This is a genomic window from Streptomyces sp. SD31, assembly GCF_052068475.1.
Classification (GTDB): Bacteria; Actinomycetota; Actinomycetes; order Streptomycetales; family Streptomycetaceae; genus Streptomyces.
The window spans coordinates 62523-82975 of record NZ_JBQHCX010000011.1 but is presented as its reverse complement, the minus strand read 5'-3'; the positions used below and the strand labels follow the sequence as shown (position 1 = coordinate 82975).

The 20453-nt window shown below is 71.2% G+C and carries 16 protein-coding genes and 1 pseudogene; 7 read left to right on the top strand and 10 right to left on the bottom strand.

Going from position 1 to position 20453, the window contains the following annotated elements; genetic code table 11:
- Positions 1–2: 2 nt before the first annotated feature.
- Positions 3–608, top strand: a complete 606-nt coding sequence (locus ACTMVF_RS24025; RefSeq protein ID WP_441273167.1) for a hypothetical protein — start codon at positions 3–5, stop codon at positions 606–608.
- Positions 609–620: 12 nt separating this feature from the next.
- On the opposite strand, the gene ACTMVF_RS24020 is transcribed toward ACTMVF_RS24025, so the two are convergent.
- The 6 genes from ACTMVF_RS24020 to ACTMVF_RS23995 all read right to left on the bottom strand — a co-directional run bounded on the left by ACTMVF_RS24020 (position 621) and on the right by ACTMVF_RS23995 (position 8901).
- A complete protein-coding gene (locus tag ACTMVF_RS24020; protein WP_441273357.1) occupies positions 621–2453 on the bottom strand; it encodes a hypothetical protein in 1833 nt (610 codons plus the stop codon).
- 70 nt (positions 2454–2523) lie between these two features.
- Positions 2524–4242 carry a hypothetical protein gene (locus ACTMVF_RS24015; RefSeq protein ID WP_441273166.1) on the bottom strand — a complete coding sequence of 573 codons (1719 nt, stop codon included), beginning with the start codon at positions 4240–4242 and terminating at the stop codon, positions 2524–2526.
- A gap of 2 nt (positions 4243–4244) precedes the next feature.
- Entirely contained in the window at positions 4245–5147 is a 903-nt protein-coding gene (locus ACTMVF_RS24010) for a carbohydrate ABC transporter permease (protein WP_441273165.1), read from the bottom strand.
- Positions 5144–6055: a carbohydrate ABC transporter permease gene (locus ACTMVF_RS24005; RefSeq protein WP_441273164.1), complete on the bottom strand. Its 912-nt coding sequence runs from the start codon at positions 6053–6055 to the stop codon at positions 5144–5146. The genes ACTMVF_RS24010 and ACTMVF_RS24005 overlap by 4 nt, the downstream gene beginning before the upstream one ends.
- 124 nt (positions 6056–6179) lie before the next feature.
- Entirely contained in the window at positions 6180–7505 is a 1326-nt protein-coding gene (locus ACTMVF_RS24000; RefSeq protein ID WP_441273163.1) for an ABC transporter substrate-binding protein, read from the bottom strand.
- 274 nt (positions 7506–7779) lie between these two features.
- Positions 7780–8901 (bottom strand): ROK family transcriptional regulator, encoded by a 1122-nt coding sequence (locus tag ACTMVF_RS23995; RefSeq protein WP_441273162.1) that lies wholly within the window; start codon positions 8899–8901, stop codon positions 7780–7782.
- 430 nt (positions 8902–9331) lie between these two features.
- On the opposite strand from ACTMVF_RS23995, the gene ACTMVF_RS23990 reads away from it, so the two are divergent.
- The 5 genes from ACTMVF_RS23990 (at position 9332) to ACTMVF_RS23970 (ending at position 15916) form a co-directional block, all read left to right on the top strand.
- A complete protein-coding gene (locus ACTMVF_RS23990) occupies positions 9332–10231 on the top strand; it encodes an N-acetylglucosamine kinase (protein WP_441273161.1) in 900 nt (299 codons plus the stop codon).
- 170 nt (positions 10232–10401) lie between these two features.
- Positions 10402–12324: a phosphatase PAP2 family protein gene (locus tag ACTMVF_RS23985; protein ID WP_441273160.1), complete on the top strand. Its 1923-nt coding sequence runs from the start codon at positions 10402–10404 to the stop codon at positions 12322–12324.
- 237 nt (positions 12325–12561) lie between these two features.
- Positions 12562–14142 (top strand): phospholipid carrier-dependent glycosyltransferase, encoded by a 1581-nt coding sequence (locus ACTMVF_RS23980; protein ID WP_441273356.1) that lies wholly within the window; start codon positions 12562–12564, stop codon positions 14140–14142.
- A gap of 81 nt (positions 14143–14223) precedes the next feature.
- Positions 14224–15147, top strand: coding sequence for a MurR/RpiR family transcriptional regulator (locus ACTMVF_RS23975; RefSeq protein ID WP_441273355.1), 924 nt, complete (start codon positions 14224–14226; stop codon positions 15145–15147).
- A 394-nt stretch (positions 15148–15541) separates the two neighbouring features.
- On the top strand, positions 15542–15916 hold the full coding sequence (locus ACTMVF_RS23970) for a hypothetical protein (protein ID WP_031487273.1): 375 nt from the start codon (positions 15542–15544) through the stop codon (positions 15914–15916).
- 60 nt (positions 15917–15976) lie between these two features.
- Here ACTMVF_RS23970 and ACTMVF_RS23965 read toward each other — a convergent pair whose 3' ends face one another.
- A complete protein-coding gene (locus ACTMVF_RS23965; protein WP_441273159.1) occupies positions 15977–16759 on the bottom strand; it encodes a cellulose binding domain-containing protein in 783 nt (260 codons plus the stop codon).
- 124 nt (positions 16760–16883) lie between these two features.
- On the opposite strand from ACTMVF_RS23965, the pseudogene ACTMVF_RS23960 reads away from it, so the two are divergent.
- Positions 16884–17086: pseudogene (locus ACTMVF_RS23960) on the top strand (hypothetical protein); the annotation flags it as partial.
- A gap of 18 nt (positions 17087–17104) precedes the next feature.
- On the opposite strand, the gene ACTMVF_RS23955 reads toward ACTMVF_RS23960, so the two are convergent.
- From ACTMVF_RS23955 to ACTMVF_RS23945, 3 genes are all read right to left on the bottom strand, one after another.
- Positions 17105–17938 (bottom strand): hypothetical protein, encoded by an 834-nt coding sequence (locus ACTMVF_RS23955; RefSeq protein ID WP_441273158.1) that lies wholly within the window; start codon positions 17936–17938, stop codon positions 17105–17107.
- Positions 17939–17989: 51 nt separating this feature from the next.
- Positions 17990–19081 carry a substrate-binding domain-containing protein gene (locus tag ACTMVF_RS23950; RefSeq protein ID WP_441273157.1) on the bottom strand — a complete coding sequence of 364 codons (1092 nt, stop codon included), beginning with the start codon at positions 19079–19081 and terminating at the stop codon, positions 17990–17992.
- A 138-nt stretch (positions 19082–19219) separates the two neighbouring features.
- Positions 19220–20440, bottom strand: coding sequence for a helix-turn-helix domain-containing protein (locus ACTMVF_RS23945; protein ID WP_441273156.1), 1221 nt, complete (start codon positions 20438–20440; stop codon positions 19220–19222).
- Between the last annotated feature and the right edge of the window lie 13 nt (positions 20441–20453).

The following is a 20453-nucleotide window of genomic DNA, read 5'->3' as shown; positions in this document are numbered from 1 at the left end:
CCATGGGGCTGGACATCACCGTTCTCGCGGTGGACTGGGAGCGGTTGGAGTCGACCGAGGTGGGTCGGCGGCTGGAGTTGCTGGAGGATGCCGCGTTTCCCGACCTCGAGCTGGATCTCGAGGCGCGGCCGGAGGTGGGTTGGGTGTGCCCGGCGGCACCGGATCTGCCCTGGTGCGCCCGGTACGCGTTCCACTGCACCAGCGGCTCGTACAAGCCGCACTTCTGGGCCGGACAGGCCTGGGACGACGTACGGGAATTCGCCGAACCCGGGCTCCGCGAGGGCCTCGACGGGTTCCTGCGGGACCTGTTCTGGCACGACGACCCGGTGCCCCCGCCGCTCGACGGGCTGGTCCATGACGCCGACGATCCACGGCGGCCGGGCCTGCTCGTCGCCTGCCCGCCTAAGACGGTGTCGGCCCTGGCCGCCCGCTGGGCCGTCGTCGAGCCGGCGCTGGAAGGGCTGCGTGCGGCGTACGACGTCCATGCCGCACGTCCGGGCGGATGGATCGAGGACTTCGACGCGTTCGCCGTACTGCTCCGCGAGTGGGCGGTGGTCGTCCGCGCGGCCGAGCAGCGCGGGTGGGGGCTGCTCGGCCTGCCGTGGTGAGCCGGTGCGCCCCTATGCCGCCTTGAGTGTGAGCTCAGGCTCCCCGTGGCTGTCGCCCGCCGCCTCGCCGATCACGGCGGTGAACGCCTCGGTGCGGACCGTCAGCCCGGAACCGTCGTGCGTGAAGGAGGGCGCGAACGGGCCCGTCCGTCCGTAGCGTACGGCGAAGACGTGCAGGCCCTCCGGGGCGCCGGGGGCCGGTTCGGCCTCCAGGGCTGTGGAGCTGACGAGGTGGCTCCAGCCCTCGTCGGGGTTGCCGTAGCCGCGGGGGTCGGCGGCCAGGGCGAAGGCCGCCTGTTCCTGGGTCAGGTCCGTGCGGGCGTCGAAGTGGTCCACGCCGTCGGACTCGGGGTGCGTCAGACGGAGTTCACCGGCCGCCGTGACCTCGCCGTGCGCGGTCCTGCGTACGCGGTCGCCGTCGTCGGCGGCGTACGGCAGGCCGGCGAGCAGGTACGGCGTTCCGGGGAGCCGTTCCACCGCGACGGTGGTCCACAGGCTGGTGCCGTCGGTGACGTACAGGGACCGGACGTGGCGAAGTACGTGGTCGCGGCCGACGACCGGCTTGGTGACCAGCTTCGCCGTCAGGCCGTCGGCGTCGAGGTCGCGGACGCGGACCTCGCCCATCGGACGGCAGAGCAGGAAGCCGTCCGTCACCGGGCCGAAGCCGTGCTGCCGGTTGGCTGCCGCGGCGAGGTAGTAGGTGCCCGCGGCCTCGACCAAGGACGGGGTCATACGGTCGTCGAAAGCCACCGAGACCGTGCCCGCGCGCAGTTGGTGACGGGCGGGAGCGGTGGACGGAGTGCGGTGCCAGCGGGTGGTGTCCTGGATCTGCCAGACCAGCATCCACGCGAAGTGGCCGTCGACCGAGCCGTCCGCCTTGACCGCGTGCCGGCCCCAGCGGGTGTCGCCCCGGTAGCGGCCGAGGTCGGAGCCGATCCGGGCACTGAAGTAGCGCAGGCCCAGGACCGACTCGAAGCCGCTGTGCTGCTCGCTGTAGCGCGGACCGCCGTTGTCGAAGCCGCCGACGGTCAGGCGGGCGTCGATGTAGCGGGCCAGCGCGTCGCCGTCCTCGGCGAACATGTCCTCGCCGCTGATCCGGTGGGCCTGGGCGAGGAAGGACAGGGAGATCGGACCGTAGTTGTTGTCGTAGGCGCCGCCGTGCTCGGGAGGCAGCAGTGCGCCACGGTCCGCGACACGGTGGGCGCGGATCTCCTCGACGTACAGGGCGAGCGCGCGCGACCGCACCGGCTCGGCCTGCTCCGGCGGGAGATGGCGGGCCAGCATCAGTCCGCCGACGACGCAGCCGATGGCCTGGTTGCCCGCCTCCTGCGGGTTGAAGAAGGTCGCCTCGGTCAGCCAGCGCCAGTAGCCGTGCGCCACCTCGACGAGTTCGGCGCGCTGCCCGTCCTCGACGAGGCCCTCCGCCAGGTCCAGCACGTCGACCGCCTGGAGCAGCGCCCACACCGTGCTCGGCCAGTCGCCGATGGGGTGGGCGCCGGGGGCGAGGGTGTAACGGGCGTACGGCAGACCGCAGTTGCGAACCTTCAGGTTCGGGTAGCCGGGGTTGTCCTCGGTGTACACCCGCTCGCGCAGGTGGAAGGCGAGGCTGCGGCGCACCGCCTGAGGCAGGCGCGGGTCCTTGCCGCGCTGCCAGGCGAGGGCGAGCAGTGAGGTGATGCCGAGCGAGGTGTCGCCGATGTCGTCGACGCAGTCCGGGTGTTCCAGGTTGCCCTCCGGCGTGAGCCGGGCCAGGGCCGCTTCCACGACACCGGCGAGGACGGCGTCGTATGCCTCCGGGGTGTCGGGGAGGTCGTGCAGCGGGCCGCGCTGGTGCGTGAGGTGCACGGGAGGGGACGTGAGGTGCACGGGGATCAACCCTTCAGGCCTGAGATGGCCGTGGCGTGGTTCGTCGGGGTCACACGACAGGTGCGGGCCGGCGGGCGCGCAGCGCGACAGTGAGTGTGTGCGGGCCATGTCCACCGATGTAGACGTGGTTCCCGCTCGTCGCATCGGTGCCGCCCGCCACGGTGTAGTCCTGACCCGGGTCGTATCGCAGTATGTCGCCCCGGTCCGGTCCGGCGAGCGGTTCGCCCGCCTCGACGGCGGCCTCGACCCGGATCTCGTCGTCGCCGGCCCGGTAGGTCAACGGCTCGGTCGTCAGGCACCAGCGTCCCTCGCCGAGCGGTACGGCGCCCTGCGGCTCGCCGCCCGGCCGGAAGGTCAGTTCGAGGGCCCAGGGCACCGGTGGGCCGCTGATGTCGATCCGCAGGTCGGCCCCGTCCTCCCGCAGGTCGACCTCGACTCGAGTCGTGTGGGAGACCTCGTCCTGAGGGCGGTCGGGGAAGGCCATCGCCGCGGAGAAACGGCCCTCGTCCAGCAGGCGGTAGGCGCCGTCGTCGCGCCTCCGGTCCTTCGGGAGCGGCTGGTAGTAGGCGGTGGTGAGGGTTTGGGTGAGCCGGTACCGGTTGTCGGCGAGCTGTTCCATGTCGGCGGCGCGGAACGGGCCCAGGTCGAAGAACACCCGCGAGAGGCGGACCGCGTCGAGGACGGCGGCACCGGCGAACATGCGCAGGAAGGTGGGGTTGCAGGCGAGGCCCGAGCGGATGCGCCGGTGCTCGGGCACGTCGGAGCCGCCGTACACCACCGTGTGCGCGGTGGCCGAGGCGTGTGCGGCGAGGCGCGCGGTGGTGAGGTACCGGTCGCGCGGAAGTGTTTCCGCGACGGGGTCGGGCAGTGCGCGGCACAGGTCCGGGGTGAGGAGGGTCTGGGCGAGCAGGTCGGGGTCGTCAATGCCGTCGGCGGCCGCCAGGCGGGCCGCGCGGGCGAAGTCGCCCCGGCCTGTGCGGATCGCGAGCAGCCGGTAGTGCGGCAGGTAGGGCCACAGCGCGAACGACAGCTTCTGGTCCTGGCGGCGCGAGTGGACGGTCTCCACCGTGCCGTCCGGCCTGATCAGGTCCAGGGTCGCGGCGAGGTTGCGTTCGACGGCGTCCAGGAGGTCGGTACGCCCGAGCACCTCGGCCAGCAACAGCAGCGCCGGGTTGGTCACGATGGACGCGTAGACGGCACTGCGTTCCGAGTACAGGCCCTCCGTGTCGATGTCGACGCTCTCGGCGAGCCACTCCTCGACGCGGGCGGGCAGCCGGTCGTCGGGGAACGACCGGTGCAGCCGGGCGAGCGCCGCGCACAGCTCCCAGCGGTGGTTCGGGGTGTGCACCCCACCGGTCAGGAGACTGCCCGCAGAGGCGCCGGCGATCTCGGCGAGCGCGGCCGTGACGTCGTGCAGTTCCGGCCCCGCGCCGGCGGCGAGGACGTGCGCGTCGCATACGTCGTTGACGGTGAACGCGGAGTCCGGCGGCGACTGCACGTTGTCGCCGCCGGCGAAGAGGCCGGTGGTGGTCTGCGCGGCTCGCAGGACGCGCAGGTGGGTCATCGCGGCGGCGATGGCCTGTGTGCTGCCGTGCAGTGCCGAGTCCGGGGAGCGGTATGCGGCGACCAGGGTCTTCACCCGCCGCGCCAGACCGCGGTGCGGCACACCGGCGGGCTCCTCGTCGGGACCCCCCGCCAGCGGGACGGCCAGCCGGTCGGCGGCGCGCGCCGCCGACCGGACGAACTCGTGGTCGAGCGGGGTGGGCAAGGTCAGTCCTTCAGTCCGGCGTTGATGTCGGCGTTCATGACATAACGCTGGAACACCAGGAAGACGACGATCAGCGGGACCATGGAGATGACCGAACCGCCGAGCACCACCGACCAGTTGATGTTCTGCGCGCCGACGAGGCTCTGGATGCCGATCTGAACCGTGAACTTCTCGGGGTCGTTGAGCATCAGAAGCGGCCAGATGTAGTCGTTCCACCGCCACTGGAACGACAGGATGGCGAGCGTCAGCATGATGGGCCGGGAGATCGGCACCATGATCCGCAGGAAGATCGACAGCTCACGCGCCCCGTCGATGCGGGCGGCCTCGATGAGCTCGTCGGGGACCGTCAGGAAGAACTGGCGGAACATGAAGCATCCGGTCGCGGTGAGCACGGCCGGGAGGATGATGCCGGCGAGCGAGTTGAAGAGGCCGAGGTCGCGGACCACCAGGAACTGCGGGGCGAGCATGACCTCGGACGGCAGCATCGTGGTGGCCAGGATGCCGACGAAGAAGACCTTGAGCCACTTGTTGTCGTACTTGGCCAGCGCGTACCCGGTGCAGCAGCTGACGCCCACCGTGAGGATCGTCGCGATCACGCACACGATGGTGGTGTTGATGAAGTACTGGGAGAAGTTGGCGCTGTCCCACGCCGCCTTGTAACCCGACACGGTGGGGTTGTTCGGAAACAGCGTCAGCGGAAGGGAGAACAGGTCTCCGGCCGGCTTGAAGGAGCTGAGGACGAACCACAGCACCGGGAGCCCGTAGACGGCCGCCAGGACCCACAGCAGTGTCGTCGGCGCCACCGCGCGCCGAAGCCCACCGGTGGCCGCGCCGCTGGGGCGCTTCTTACGGACAGCCCGTCCGGGCCCGGCGTCGACCTTGCGAGGCATGTCTGTGGTTGTCATCGGTTCTCCACCCGCCGGTTGACGACCAGCTGGATGATCGCGACGGCCATCAGGATGAGCATGAGCACGAACGAGGCGGCGCTCGCGTAGCCGATCTGACCCGCTTTGAAGCCGGTCTGGTAGATGTACTGGACAAGCAGGTTGTTCGACGTTCCGGGTCCGCCGTTGTTGAGGGAGGCGAACAGCGGATATTCCTTCATCCCGTGAATCGTGTTGAGCAGGATGACGATGAAGGAAGTGGGCGCGATGCTCGGCAGTGTGATGCTGAAGAACTGGCGCCACGGACCGGCGCCGTCGAGCGCGGCCGCCTCGTAGTACGACGTCGGCACGTTCTTGATCGCCGCAATGAACAGCAGCATCGAGAAGCCCGTCCAGGCCCAGGACGCCGCCACCACGACCACCAACAGCGACAGGTCCGCGTTCGACTGCCACGGAACGGCACTTCCGCCGAACTTCTCGATGAGGTAGTTGACCAGTCCGAAGTTCTCACCGAACAGCCACCGCCACAGGACACCCACGACGATGGGCGACAGCAGCCACGGGATGAAGAAGAAGACGCGGGCGACCGACACGCCCTTGGCGTGCTTGCTCACCAGCACGTTGGCGATGAGCAGCGAGAACACGAAGTTCAGCGGGACGAAGAGCACGGTGTACAGCAGCGTCCGGGTCAGCGCGTCGTAGAAGGCGGAGTCCCCGGCCAGGTTGTTGTAGTTGTCCAGCCCGACGAACTGGAACGCCCCTACGCCCGTGTAGTTCGTGAAGGAGTAGACGAGCCCGATCACCGCCGGCCAGAGGAAGAACAGCGCGAAGAGTACGACGTTGGCCGAGATGAGGACGAGCGGCGCAAGGGTGTACTTACTGCGTCTCCTGGGCGGGCTCGCGGTCACGTCCGAGGCGCGTTTGGTCATCTTCCTGACTCCGTGCTGGTGGATTGGGTTCCTGTGGGCTCAGGCCATGAGCCCCGGCATCGGGTGGGCCCCGAGGCCGGGCGGCGGGGTCTCGGCCCCGCCGCCCGGGCCTGCCGGCCTACGATCAGCCGCCGACCTGCTGGTTGTAGCCGTCCACGATGTTCTGCAGGGCCTTGTCGGCCGACTGCTGGCCGTTGATCGCCTTGCCGAGCTCCGTCTTGGTCGGGTCCTCGGTGAGGCTCTTGCCCTTCAGCACCCAGTTCGTCTGCGCGCTGTTGAAGTAGCCGGAGATCGGGGCGTAGAGCGGGATCGACTCGTTGTAGAGCTTGAACGCCGCCTGCGCCGCCTCGGACTTGAAGGGGTACTTCGGGTTCAGACCGCTCTCGACCGGCAGGAAGCCGGACGCCTCACACAGCGCCTGGTAGTGGGCCGGCTCGTACAGCCAGGACAGGAACTTCGTCGCGGCCTTCGCCGCGTCGGCGTTGTTGTTGAAGCCCACCGTCATGCCGCCGCTGTTGACGTCACTGGCCTGCACCGGCTGGGCGGGGGTCGGGACGCTCGCCCACTCGAACTTCTTGATGCTCTCCGAGAAGGCGGCGACCTGCCACACGCCGGACCAGTAGGCGACCACGTCACCGCTCTGGAACATGGCGGACGGGTCGGCGCCGCTGGTCCACACCGACTTCGGCATGGTCTTGTCGTCGTTCCATCCGACGAAGGTGTTCACGGCCTTCTTGGTCGCCGCGTCCACCGAGAACTTGCCGGAGGAGTCCGCGTGGACGTACTTCCCGCCCATCTCGTACACCATGGCGCGCAGTCGCGACGGCGACTGGTCGAAGGTCAGGGAGTACTTGGCGTCGGTCTTCTCCCGGACCTCGTTCGCCGCCTTGATGAACTCGGTCCAGGTCCAGGTCTTCTCGGGCGAGGTCGGGTAGGAGACGCCGGCCTTCTCGAAGAGCGACTTGTTGATGAACATGCCGGACGCGGTGACGTCCGAGGGGATGGACAGCACCTTCCCGGACGAGTCCTTGGCGACGAAGTTCGCGTTGATCTTGTTGGTCTTGTTGTTGGCGATGGAGCTGAGGTCGATCAGCTTGTTCGACCAGATCGGGTCCAGCTTCGGCACCGCCGCCACGTCGGGCAGGGAGTTCGCCTGCGCGGCGTTGCGCAGCTTCGCGTCGTAGCCGTCGTAGGGGATGTTGACGAGCTTGACCGCGACGCCGGTCTCCTTCTTGTACTGCGCCACCATCTTCTTCCAGCCCGCGTCCTGCCCCGGAACCGTGGAGATCCAGAACGTCAGCGACTTGGAGGTCCCGCCCGAGCTGGACCCGGACCCCCCGCAGGCGGAGAGCACAAGGGCACCTGCCGTGGCCACGGCAGCGAGGGGAACCAGGCGGCGCATACCGCCGCGGCCGAGTCGGCGGGAGCGCCGCACACCCACAGTGGTCATCTTCGATCCCATTTCGTGGTAGGGGACGGAGCACGGCGCCGACCGAGGCGGCACGGGTGCATTTTGCAGAGAATTTCGCTTTCTGGGGGCGCGGCCTCGCCCGGCCGCGTCGCCTTGACGGGTGGCGTCCCCGGCCATGAGGGCCGTCGTCGCACAAGCACGCCCTCGTGCGGCTGCCGTACTTCGCGTACGGGCGGGAGGCTCACCCGGAGTCGGCGTCCCGGCCAACTCAGAAAGCGCTTGTCCGGACATTGGCAGATCGAGTCGGAAGCCGTCAATCCTTCGACCCCGCGGCCTCGGTCACGGTTTGGACTCCTCGGGAGACCGCGAGCCGGGCGGCGCCCACGACCGTGCCGAGGTCCCCGACCGTGCTGCTGACCACTTCGGTGGGCCAGCTCAGCCGGGCGAGTTCGGCCCGCACACCGGGCAGCACCTGCGGGTCCGCCCCGGTGCTGCCGCCGAGCACGATCAGTCCCGGGTCCAGCACGGCGGTCACGGCGGCGGCGAGACGGCCGACGTCGGTGGCATGGCGGCCGATCACGGCGCGGGCCGCCGCCCGGCCCTCCCCGGCCAGGGCGAAGAGCTGCTCGGCGGTGCGCGGGCACGGGCCGTCCTCGTCCGGCCAGGCGGCGGCCGCCCGCCGCAGGAGCGAGCGGGCGCCGATGTACTCCTCCAGGGCCTCGTGGCGCGGCTCACGGCCGTCGTCCCAGGGGTAGGGCAGCCGGGCCAGCTCACCGGCGGCGCCGTTGGCTCCGCGCAGCACCTGTCCGCCGACCACGATGCCGAGGCCGATACCGACGCCGATCCGCAGGTAGCCGAAGGTGCCCCGGCCGCGCGCGGCGCCCTCGTGCAGTTCGGCGAGTGCGGCGCAGTTGACGTTGTTCTCGAGGTGGACGGGAACGCCCGGCGGCAGGGCGACGGCCATGGCGTCGAAGACGGGGCCGGCCTTGGCCGTGGCGGGGCGCATGCGGGCGCCCTCCTTCTCGCGTGCGGTGACGTCGCCGACGGCGACGACGACGGTGCGCAGCGGGGCGTCGGCGGGCAGCGCGACGAGGGCCTCGCGCACCACGTCGGCGCCCTCCTCCCGGGTCCCGGTGGCCTGGGCGAGCAGGGTGCCGTCCAGGGCGCAGCCGCGCACCCGGGTCAGGGAGGGGCCGAGGTCGACGGCGAGTACGGCCCCGGCGGCCGGCCCGAGACCGTAGACGGCGGCGGAACGGCCCGTGCCGCCGGAGGCGGTGCCGGAGTGGGCGGCGAGCCGGGCGCTCTCCAGCTCCGCGACGGCGGAGGACACGGTGGGCTTGGACAGGCCCGCCAGGCTCGCGAGCTGCGGCCGGGTCGCGCTGCCGGCCGCGGCCAGCACGGCGAACACCGCACGCGCGCTCTCGCTCAGGTCCATGCTCTCCCCAGGTGGTACTGCGGCGGCCGGGGCGCCGCCGGAGAAGTCCGGGCGCGCTCCCGTGCCGCCCGGCACACAGTCTCGCCGCACCGGCCGAGGCCCCAGTGGCTCTCCCCCGGTCTCAGCTTCGTTCGACCAGGGGCCCCCACCGAGAACCCTCGTCCGCACGCCAGGAGCACGCACCGGACGACACGGGAACGCACCCGGACTTCCCTGGCTCCGCCAAGGGCCGCCAAGGTCGTTCGGCATCGGGTTTCCGCGCCTCTTGACGCGCACCCTACTTCGTTAGTTAACTTCCTAACGAAGTACACGGTACTCGCCTGCCGTGTTCCGCACGAGGCCCGTCCCGGGGCTTCCCGATCTCACAACTTCCGTTCCCGAGCACGGTTCGCCCGCCGTCATCGCGCTGCGCAACGACGAAAGAGGACTCGTGCAGGAGACGACGCCACTCGTGGTCGGCATCGACGTGGGCGGCACCAAGACGCATCTGCGCGCCTACGCGGACGACGCCCTGGTCGCCGACCACGTCCGGACGAGCGGCGGCTGGCGACCGCACGACCCCGTGGCCGCCGCGGGCTGGCTGGCCGCGCTGGTCGCCGAGGCCCTGCCCACGGGTGCCCGCCCGTCCGCGCTGGCCCTGGGCGGGCACGCCTGTGAGACCCCCCGCCAGTGCGACCAGATCCGTACCGCGCTGCAACTCCACTTCGACGCGCCCGCGTTGGTGGTGGGCGACGCCGAACTGCTCGTCCCCGCTGCCGGGTTGGACAAGGGGGTCGGCCTGGTCGCCGGCACCGGTTCCGTCGCGGTCGGCCGGCTGGCCGACGGCACCCCCGTGCAGGTCGGCGGCTGGGGTGCGGCACTCGGCGACGAGGGCGGCGCGGCCGGTCTGGTCCGCGAGGCGGCACGGGCCGTGTGGTCGGCACACGACTGCGGAGAGCAGCCCGACGCCCTGGCGCTCGGGCTCCTCGACGCGTTCGGAGTCGCCGAAGTGCCCGCGCTCGGCGCGGCGCTGGAGAGCGCCACGGACATCTCCGCCCAGTGGGGCCGGCACGCGCCGGTGGTCTTCGCGGCCGCCGAGGCCGGTTCGCCGCTCGCCCGTGCGGTGATCGACGAGGGCGCTCGGGCGCTGGCGGCGCTGGTCGGGCAACTCGCCGCCCGCGGGGTTCCCGTGGACGACGTCGTGGTCGCCGGCAGCACCATTCTCGCCCAGTCGGTCCTTTACGACGCCTTCGCCTCCGCTCTCGCCGACTCGGTGCCGGGGGCCCGACCGCGGCCCCTGCGGGTGCCGCCGGTCGAGGGCGCGGTGTCACTCGCCCGTTCACTCGTGTGACACCTGCCGGATGCCGGGCCATCCCGACTCCGACACAACTCGCCCGTAGATCTTCGCTCGTACGACTCGATCCCTCCTGCGCCTCGTACGTCTCCTGCGCACCGGACGATCGACTCGATCATTTCGATCCCCTCCCGGCCGTAGGGCCGACGAACTCGAGAGAGGCACGCATGCCGTCATCCGCCGGGCGTCACACCACCCCGTCCATGAACAGAAGGCGCTTTCTGATGACCTCGGTCGGCGGTGGGGCGGCCTTGGCGGCCATACCCGCCTTCGCCGGCTGGCTCCCCGCCGCGGACGCCAAGGCCGCCACGAACGCCGCCGCGTTCGTCGACGACTACAAGACGAACGTCGTCGCGAACCAGACCCCCGAGACCAACGCGGTGGTCCGCATCCTCGGCGGCTTCGCGCAGGTCTGGAAGACCGGCGACGCGTGGAACACCGGCATACCGCTGATGGCCGAGGTGCTGCGCGCCAACATGCGCTACTGCGCCCGCGTCACCGCCGCGCGCACGGACGCGCAGGCGAAGGAAGCGTTCATCATCGACCGTCAGCACCAGAGCTACTCGGTGATCGCCGGGCTCGGTCCACTGGCCGAGTTGTACAAGTCGGGCGCCAAGGCGGTCACCTCGATCACCAGCGCGCCGGACGGCACCCCCGCCGGGAAGGTCAGCGACGCCCTGCCCGCCGACGCACCGGCCGGTTCCGCGATCGGCGCCGGTTCGTACGACTCGGAGCTCGGCAAGGTGGCCAAGCTGGTCGACACCGTGCGTGGCCCCTTCGCCTCCGGCAACCCGGCCAAGTTCGCCTTCCAGTACCCGCGTCCGTGGCGGATGAACGAGGACAGCGAGGTCGTCGACACGGGCAAGAAGGACGAGTTCGGCTTCCCCGTCTACGACTCGGAGGTGGTCGTCGCCCCGCAGCTGCTGCGGCAGCGCGCCGAGAACCCGGCCGAGGACGGCGGCTTCCCCAGCGGCCACACCAACGCCCTGCACCTGGCGGCCCTGGCGTACGCCTACGCCGTGCCCGAGCGTTTCCAGGAGATGGTGACCCGCGCCTTCGAGCTCAGCCACACCCGGATCGTGGCGGGCATGCACTCCACGGTCGACGTCCTCGGCGGCCGCGTCATGGCCACCGCCCTGGCCGCCGCCGCCCTCACCGACCCGGCCAACGCCGAACTCAAGGCCGCCGCACGGGCCCAGGCCCTGGCGTACTTCGAGGAGCGGACCGGCACGACGGCCGACACCCTGTACGCGTACGCCCACTCGGCCGGCACCGACACCGACCCGTACGCCGACCGGGCCACCAACGCCCGCATGGTCAAGCCCAAGCTGACGTACGTACTGACCCGGCAGGGCCGCAACGAGCCCCTGACCGTGCCCAAGGGCGCCGAGGTGCTGCTGGAGACGCGCCAGCCGTATCTGACCGCGGCCCAGCGCCGCGAGGTGCTGCGCACGACCGCGCTGCCCGCCGGGTACGTCCTGCTGGACGGCTTCGAGCAGTGGGGCCGGCTGAACCTGTTCGCGGCGGCGGACGGTTACGGCGCCTTCGACTCCGACGTGACCGTCACACTCGACAAGGCGGCCGGGGGCTTCGGCGCGGCGGACAGCTGGCGCAACGACATCGCGGGCGACGGCGGTCTGACCAAGCGGGGTACCGGCACGCTCACCCTGACGGGCCACAACCGGTACCACGGCGGCACCGTGGTCGAGGACGGCGTCCTCGTCGCCGCGTCGCCGGGCGCCCTCGGGCAGGGCGACGTGCGGGTGGTCGGCGGCACGCTCCGCGCGGACAAGGTCCTGCGCGTGCGCGGCACGTACGTCCAGCAGGGCGACACGACCCTGGAGCTGCTGGTCCGCAAGGACCACGGTCCCGCCCTCGAGGTGTCCCGCCGGGTCCAGCTGGGCCGGGGCAGCGTACTGTCGCTGCGCCTGGACGCCGAACGCCCGCCCGTCGCCGGGACCACCGTTCCCGTCATCGAGGCGTCGCAGCTGCGCGGCCGGTTCGACCGGGTGGAGCTGAACTCCGACACGCTGCGAGCCGTACCCGTGTACACGACGGATGGTCTGTCGGTACGACTCCTGAAGCGGTAACGCGTCTCCCGGCGGGAGCTGATGCAGAGTAGGCCCATGGGCCGGCTCCGGATCAGCTCCCGCCGCCGCGGGGGCGACGGCGCCGCGGAGCGGATGATGGCGCTCGAACGACACTCGGCCCCGGTCCCGGCCTCGGCCTCGGCCCCGGAGGCCCCCTGCGCGACGCCCACGCAGCCCTCGTGGGCGTCGCGCAGGCGGTGGCTCGTGCCGCTCCTCCTCGTCGTGCTGCTCGGTCAGATGGCCGTCGCGATGGTGACCACCGCCGTGCAGCAGACGCCGACGATCGACGAGCCCGTGTACGTGGGTACGGCGGCCGAGTATCTGCATGAGCACCGCCTGCGCCACAACCCCGAGCATCCGCCGCTGGGGAAGCTGGTCATCGCCGTCGGAGTGGGGCTGGCCGATCCGCATGTCGACGGGTCCTTCACCGGTGATCAGGGCCGGCTGGGGCGGCATCTGCTGTACGAGTCCGGGAACGATCCATGGCAGCTGATGCTGTTCGCCCGACTCCCCGTGATCGTCTTGACGCTTCTGTTCGGATTGATCGTCTTCGCCTTCGCCCGTGAACTCGTGGGCGTGGTGGGCGGTTTGATCGCGCTCGGTCTGTACGCCTTCTCCCCCGACGTCATCGCGCACGGCGCACTGGCCACCCTGGACGTGCCCGCCGCCGGATGCGTGCTGACGTCGACGTGGCTGTTGTGGCGGGCCCGCCGACGGCCTCGTCTGTTCCTGCCGGCGGCCGGCGTGGCGCTGGGCGCGGCCCTGGCCACGAAGATGAGCACGCTGGCGGCGGTCCCGGTGCTGCTGGGGCTCGCCGCGCTGTCGGTCTGGTGCGCGCGGCCGGCCTCGGAGCCGTCGGACTCCGAGCCGACGGCCTCGGAGCCGCTGCGCGGGAAGCTTGTGCGGGCGGTGGCGGGTGCGGGTGTCGTGGCGCTGGCCGCGGTCGCTGTCGTATGGGTCTCGTATCTGGTGGTCGACCCACGGCTGCGCTGGTCGCCGCAGCAGCACGTTCCCGATGTGCACGGGCTGCGGGGGCTGGTCGTCGAGCTGCTGCCGTTCCCGGAGGCGTACCGGGACGGGATGCGCATCCAGTTCGGCTTCGAGAACCACCCGTGGGAGGGCTTCCTGTTCGGGCGGCTCTACACCGGGTCGCTCTGGTACTACCTGCCGGCCGCGCTGCTGGTGAAGACGCCGCTCGGCATGCTCGCGCTGTGGGCGGCGGGTGCCGTCGCGGTCGTGACGGTACGGCGGCTGCGGCCCGCGGCGCCCTATCTGCTCGTCCCCACCGCCGTACTCCTGGCCGCCGCGATGACCGGCTCGCGGGACTTCGGTACGCGGTACGCCGTGTTCGTGCCGATGTTCCTGGCGGTGGCGGCGGGCTGTGTGCTCGCGGTGCGGTGGCGGTGGGCACCGGTCGCGGTGGGCACGCTGGCGCTGTTCGTCGCGGTCAGCTCGGCGCGGACGTACCCCTACTATCTGCCGTACTCCAACGAGGCGTTCGGCGGCCCGGAGAAGACTCGTCTGCGGTTGCACGACTCCAACGTGGACTGGGGTCAGGACCTCGGCAGGCTCGCGGACCGGCTGCGCGAGCGGTACCGGGGCGAGCGGGTCTGGCTCGTGTACAAGGGCAGCGGGGTGCCGTCCTTCTACGGCATCCGCGGCGCCGATCCGCGCGAGGTGCCCATGGGTGAAGTGCGCGGGCTGCTGGTCGTGTCGGACTCCTCGGCGGCGAAGGCGACCGGGCGGCTGGCCGAATTGATTGACACCAGTCGTCCGATCGAAACAGTCGGTCATTCGATCACGATCTATCGCCGGTGAGCGTGGGCTTTCGGAGCGACCCGGGTCACCACGTTGTGTGAGCTATGTTGAAGCACTGTGGAAGACAAAGGAGGCGCCTCCCTGCCATCGCCGCAGCAGGCACGCGCACAGGCATCCGCGATCACCTCGGGCAAGAGCGCTCCGGAAGTGGAAGCGTCCCCGACTTCCCAGCTCAGGACCCTCTTCGACCATCCCCGGCTCTCCCCCGGGCAGCGGCGCATCGCCCAGTATCTGATCGAGCACATCACCGAGGCCGCGTTCCTTTCGATCACCGATCTGGCGGAACGGGTCGGCGTGAGCCAGCCCTCGGTGACGCGTTTCGCCGCGGCGGTCGGCTTCAGCGGTTACCCCGCGCTACGGGAGAAGCTCCAGTCGATCGCCCTGGGCACGCTCGCGAAGGGCCCCGAGGCCGCCGAGGAGAACGGCGCCAACGAACTGCAGTCCGCGGTGGACGCCGAGATCGACAACCTGGAGAACCTGCGGCGCGACTTCGCCGACCCCGACCAGGTGATCGACATCGGCCGCAAACTGTCGCAGTCGACCCCGCTGACCATCCTCGGGCTGCGCATCTCGGCCTCCCTCGCCGAGTACTTCGCCTACGCGGCACGCCGCATCCACCCGGACGTGCGGCTGGTGACGCGGGGCGGCAGCGTCGCCTACGACTCGCTGCTGCAGTCGCGCGAGGCGGGCGGCACCTGGGTGCTGGCGTTCTCCATGCCCCGGCACGCCCAGGAGACGCTCACCGCCGTACGGGTCGCGCGCAGCGCCGGGCTGCGGGTCGCCCTGGTCACCGACCTGGCGCTCGGGCCGGTGGCCGACACGGCCGACGTCGTCTTCGCCACCGGCACCGGCTCCCGGCTGGTCTTCGACTCCTACGCCGCGCCCGGCGTGATGGCCGCCGCCCTGCTGCAGGCCATGACCGACGCCGACCCGGAGCGGACACAGGCGCGGCTGGAGGACTACGAGCAGATCTCCGATCAGCACCAGTTCTTCCTCCGGGACTGATCCGGCCTTCGCCGCGCCCGGCGTCGCGGGCGAATCCCCACCCCAGACAAACTGCACCGCAGGGGCACCATTCACGCCAAATCGCGCATGAATGTTTTCATGCTCCTTGCAAAGCGGACGGCATATATAAATACTTCACACGCATCATCCGCCCGCAGGAAGCAGCCGGTCCGCTCATGCGCACGTCACCCCATCCGCCGTGCGAACGCCGTCTGCCACTCCGGGCTCCTCAACGGACAGCCGCAGCCGCCGTCTCCTACCCGCGTCGGCGCTCGGGCTGTTCGGTCGGGCATCGCCTGCGCGAGCGCCCGTGGCGGCGGCCCCGGTCATCCCCTAGGCCGGGGCCGCCCCGACCCCGTCGGACACCCTGAACGACGCCGCACACCCGGAAGCGATGACCATGCCCCTGACGACCACGCGCATCAGCTCGGACTGGCCGTGCCAGGTCAAGACCCCCGGTTCCTACGACTGGGAGCGCTCGGCGGCCAAGTGGCTGCGCGAGCTGGTGCCGGCCCGCTACGCCAGCTATCCGGCCCTGATCCGCCACCCCGTCCTGCTCGCCCGCCATGCGCAGATCCAGGTCCAGAACGAGATCCGCGTCGCCCGCACCGCGCTGCAGACCGCACGGGCCGACCTGCCCGCGCTCGGCATGCCCGAGTCGGTCATCGAGCACACCATCAAGCTGTACGCGGCGGAGGTCATGCAGCTTCAGCACATCGCCCGCAGCGTGCGCGCGGTGTCCCAGGCACTGATCGACCACGGGCGCTGATCGACCACGGGCGCTGACCGGCCCCGCTCGGGCCGAGCGCTCTCGAGGTCGCGCCGGGCGTCAGGACGCGTCGTTCGTCGCCGCGCAGGTGACCTTCGCCGAAGGGGCACCGGTCGAGGCCGAGGCGTCGGCGATGAAACCGAACTTGACGCTCGCACCGGGCTCCAGCCTCCCGTTCCATGACGCGTTGGCGACCGTGGCCGTGCCGTCCCGGGTCGTGGTGAGGGTGCCGTCCCAGACCTGGGTCAGGCGGGCCCCGTCGGCCGGTACGACCGTCGCGGTCCAGCCGGAGACGGAGGAGTCGGGCGCGTTGGTCACCGTCACCTCGCCCTGGTAGCCGCCCTGCCAGCTGTTGACGGTCCGGAAGGACGCGGTGCAGACGGCAGGCTCCCCGGCGTCACCGGCGCCGGATCCGCCCGGGGCGGTCTCGGTGGGGGCGGACGATGTGGAGGCGGTCGCGGACGGCGCCGCGTCGCCGGCCGACGCTGCGTCGCCACGGCCGGAGAGCAGCAGCGCCCCACCGAAACCGATGACCGCCGCCGCCGTCACGGCGACCGCGACGGCGGCGCGGCGAAATCCGGGGCCGGCTACGGCCGGGTCGGGGCGGTCGCCGCTGCCGCGCGGCGCGATCCACCTGTCCGCGGCGACGGGCGGGAGTTCCTGTGTCGCGTCCTCGGCGCCTGGCAGGGCCCCGGGAACGGCCACGCTCTCGTAGCCGTTGCGGTCCTGCTCCAACTCCTTGAACAGCTCCGCCAGGGCGTCGGTGCGGCGGGGCCGCAGGACCCGGATCGGTTCCAGGGCCGGCTCTTCGTCGGGCTGCTCGGCGTCGGGCCGTGTGGACACGCCGCTCTCCTTCCGTCCCGTCTTCACGGGCTTCGCCATTCCCCGAGGAGTGATACGGGGCCGCCGCCCCGGCGGTTCAGCGGGCGCGAGCGGGTACCCATAGGTGCGCGACGTCCCCCTGCTGGATGGCTCAGCGGTGATCTGCGTGAGCGATCCGATGCGGATGCAGACGAGCCTGACACTCCCCTGGAACGTGCCGTGTCCGCGGTGATCGCCAAGCCGTCCACCGTGACCTCGGCGACGACCGGCTCCTCACTGAAGCTCACCTTCGCGGACCCGAGCACGACGAAGGGTGTCACGCAGAAGATCACCGTCCGGCTGGAGTGAGCGGACGGCTGACCGCCGTCAGGACCGCGCGGCGACGAAACGGTGCAGGGACGCCTTCATCGCGGCCACGAAGGCGTCCCGTCGCGGGTCGTCCAAGGCGTCCAGCGACAGGTAGGGGTTGAGGTCCTCGAGCTCGACCAGCAGAAGCTCGCCGCCCGGCGCACGGCAGGCGTCGACGCGCTGGATGCCGTGGCCGATGCCGTTCCACTCGATGAAGCGCCGGGCGAACTCCAGGTCGCCGTCGGTGGGTTCGTACGGCTCGAGCTGCCAGCGCCGGTCGGTGTGCGGCGCGTACAGGGCGTACTGGAAGTCGTGGTCGACGAAGTAGAAGGAGACCTCGTAGGCGAAGTCGACGCAGGGCTGGACGAGGACGTCCCCGTCGACCAGCTCGCGCACGCCCGCCGCCTGCACGGTCCGCAGCCCGATGGAGTCGGCGCCGAGTCTGGGCTTGACGACGTACCGGTCGGCCTCGGGCAGGAGGTTCAGATCCTCGGCGCGGTCCACGGTGGGGATGACCGGATATCCGGCAGCGGTCAGGTCGAGCAGGTACTGCTTGCCCGCCATGTCCGCCTTGCCGGAGAGCGGGTTGTACACGCGCGTCCCGCCGGCGATCGCACGGCGGCGGAAGTCGTCGTACGCGTCCTGGTAGGCGATCACCGGACCGCTGTTGCGGACGACGACCGCGTCGAAGGCGTCCATGAGCGCGGCCGCCTCCCGGGGGTGGCACAGGGCGAGGTCGAAGTCGTCGCGCAGTCGGGAGGTGAGGTGGATGTCCTCGTCGCAGTAACGGCGCCCGCGTGCCTGGTAGGCCAGGTCGGTGACGTACAGGATGCGGGGGCGGGCGGACGGCATGCGGGGCTCCTCGGCTGCGGCGGCAGAACACTCATGACGATCGTCGGTCGCTCATTCGGCGATCGGTTCACCGCCGCAGGAAGAACGGATCCTCAACTCCGGGAGCAGGTCGAGGTGTTGGCTCGGTGCCGGCTTTCGCCCGCTTCGGCGTTCCGCGAGGCGTTCCAGCAGGAGCTTGGCGGAAAGTTCCCCCACCGCGCGGGTGGGGGGCGCGACGGCGGTGAGCGGTACGTCGGAGAGGCCGGCCACCTCGTCCTCATAGGCGATCAGCGCGAGGTCGTCCGGGACCCGGATGCCGCACGCCTGCAGCCGCGGCACCAGCACGATCGCGTCCTCGTCGCTGTGCACCAGCGCGGCGGTGACGCGCCGCTTCTCGACCGCCTCGACGAGGTAGTCGACGCCGGCCTCGTAGTCCCCGTGTTCGCGCACGGTCGGGGCGCCCTTGTCCACGTCGAGGCCCAGGGCCTGCACGGCCGCCTGGTAGCCGGCGGTGATCTGGGTGGCGTGCGGGCCTTCCTGCAGGACGGCGGTGATCTTGCGGTGTCCGAGGCTCGCGAAGTGGCCGACGGCGACGGCGGCGCCGTGGGCACGGTCGGTGCGGACGCGGTCGAGCACCGCGGCGGGGTTTCCGGGTGGGGCCAGGCGCTCGACCAGGACGGCGGGCACGTCGTGCTCCAGCAGCCACTTCTCCTGGCCGTTCTCGGGCACTCCGCCGAACCAGCTGGGCGCGGCGAGCAGTCCCTGCACGCCGCCCGCGAGGAGGTGTTCGGCCTGGACGGGGTCCTCGGCGTCGACGTATCCGGACACCCCCAGGACCAATCGGCCGCCTTGTGCCGCCACGGCCTCGCGGGCGCCGCGGACGATGTCCGCGAAGATGTAGCCGGTGGTCGGGACGATCATTCCGATCACCACGCGCTCGGCGCCCTGCGACCGCTCCCGCGCCTCGACGGCCGTGTCCCCCGGCCACACCACCGCACCGTGCAGCCGCTGCACCCGGCCCCGCGCGGCGAGTGCTTCGACGTCCCGCCTCAGGGTGACCACCGAGACGCCGAGTACTGCGGCGAGTTCGGAGACCCGGAGACTGCCCCGCTCCCGGACGAGTTCGAGTACCCGCTCATGGCGCTGGTCGACGTGCAGTCGCATCGATTCCCCCTGGGGCAACGGTCGAACGATCCACGGGCACACGCGAGGTGTGATCCCGAGCCGCACACTCTACGCCCACGATCTACCCCCACAATCGTATCGATCGTTTGCAATCAATACGATCACCAAAGCGCTCACTCAGGCGCTCGGGTCGGCGAGCTCCCCACGCAACCGGCGTGTTCGCAGGACCAGTTCGAGTTCGAAGCGGCGGTCGGGGTCGTCCAGGTCCTCGCCCCACAGGTCACGGATCTGCCGCAGGCGGTTGCGCACCGTCTGGGGGTGGACGCCGAGCCGGGCGGCCACCTCGGGCGCGCCGCCCTGGGTCTCCAGCCAGGCGAGGAGTGTCTCGGCCAGGCGGCGGGCCTGTTCCGGTCCGGCCTCGGTCAGCCGGGCCAGCCGGCGGCGCGCGAGGTCGTCGATCAGTTCCTCGGCGGGGAGCAGTACGAGAGCCTCGGCGTGTTCGCTGCAGCGCAGGAGTCGGCCCTGCGGCAGCAGGCCGTCCTGGATCATCCGCGTGGCCGCCGCCGCCCAGTGCAGTGAGGTGGCCGCCTGCGTCACGGGAACGGCGGGGCCGATGGCTCCGGACCAGCCCCCCATGGCACGGTGCAGCCGCTCGATGCGGCCGGGTGCGTCGGGGTCCGCCAGTACCAGCCGGGGCTGCTCGCCGTCCATGTCCAGCAGGACCTCGCCACCCAAGGCGGGCGTGACGAGTTGCTGGGCGGGGCGGAGCAGGACGGCCACGGCGACCTCCGCGGGCAGCGGCCAGTCGACGGCTGCGGCGCGTTCGGCGAGAGCGTCGGACGGGTCGGTGCGGTGTTCGGTGAGGAGAAGGTCGACCAGCAGGCGCTGGCGACGGATCCGCTCCCCCGCCTGACCGGCGGCGACCTCGGCGTAACCGCGCACGGAATGGGACACGAGCTCGTCGAGGTACTCGAACGCGGACTCGGCGAGTTCGTACATCGCCGGTGGCGGAATCTCGACCTTCTGCCCGATCTCGGCGAGGCTGCGCCAGGCCAGCCGTACGTTCAGCCGGTAGATCGCCTGGAGGGAGTCGAGCCGACGCCCCTTGAGTGCCTGATTGCGTCCGAACTCCCGGAAGACCTCGGCGAGTTCGCGGGGTCGTTCGATGTCGGTGGTCAGCTGCGCCACGAAGCTCTCCAGTGCGAGCCGGATCGCCAGGAGTGCCTTCGGCACGCCCGTGTCGTCGGTCGTCAGCTCGAGGTTCGGGAACTCCTGGCGCATGGTCCGCAGGATGTCCCCCGCGATGTCCGGTACCTGCTCCATGGCCAGGTCGGCGAACCGCCGTACCTGTTCCGGGGGCACCTTGTGCCAGGCGGGGGGCGCGGGCACGGGCACCATCTCCTAGCGATCA

Bases quoted from the DNA above. Each gene is read 5' to 3' on its own strand.
- ACTMVF_RS24025 (WP_441273167.1), top strand. From the start codon at position 3: ATGGGGCTGGACATCACCGTTCTCGCGGTGGACTGGGAGCGGTTGGAG.
- ACTMVF_RS24010 (WP_441273165.1), bottom strand. From the start codon at position 5,147: ATGACAACCACAGACATGCCTCGCAAGGTCGACGCCGGGCCCGGACGG.
- ACTMVF_RS24005 (WP_441273164.1), bottom strand. From the start codon at position 6,055: ATGACCAAACGCGCCTCGGACGTGACCGCGAGCCCGCCCAGGAGACGC.
- ACTMVF_RS24000 (WP_441273163.1), bottom strand. From the start codon at position 7,505: ATGACCACTGTGGGTGTGCGGCGCTCCCGCCGACTCGGCCGCGGCGGT.
- ACTMVF_RS23995 (WP_441273162.1), bottom strand. From the start codon at position 8,901: ATGGACCTGAGCGAGAGCGCGCGTGCGGTGTTCGCCGTGCTGGCCGCG.
- ACTMVF_RS23985 (WP_441273160.1), top strand. From the start codon at position 10,402: ATGCCGTCATCCGCCGGGCGTCACACCACCCCGTCCATGAACAGAAGG.
- ACTMVF_RS23980 (WP_441273356.1), top strand. From the start codon at position 12,562: ATGGCCGTCGCGATGGTGACCACCGCCGTGCAGCAGACGCCGACGATC.
- ACTMVF_RS23970 (WP_031487273.1), top strand. From the start codon at position 15,542: ATGACCATGCCCCTGACGACCACGCGCATCAGCTCGGACTGGCCGTGC.
- ACTMVF_RS23955 (WP_441273158.1), bottom strand. From the start codon at position 17,938: ATGCCGTCCGCCCGCCCCCGCATCCTGTACGTCACCGACCTGGCCTAC.
- ACTMVF_RS23950 (WP_441273157.1), bottom strand. From the start codon at position 19,081: ATGCGACTGCACGTCGACCAGCGCCATGAGCGGGTACTCGAACTCGTC.
- ACTMVF_RS23945 (WP_441273156.1), bottom strand. From the start codon at position 20,440: ATGGTGCCCGTGCCCGCGCCCCCCGCCTGGCACAAGGTGCCCCCGGAA.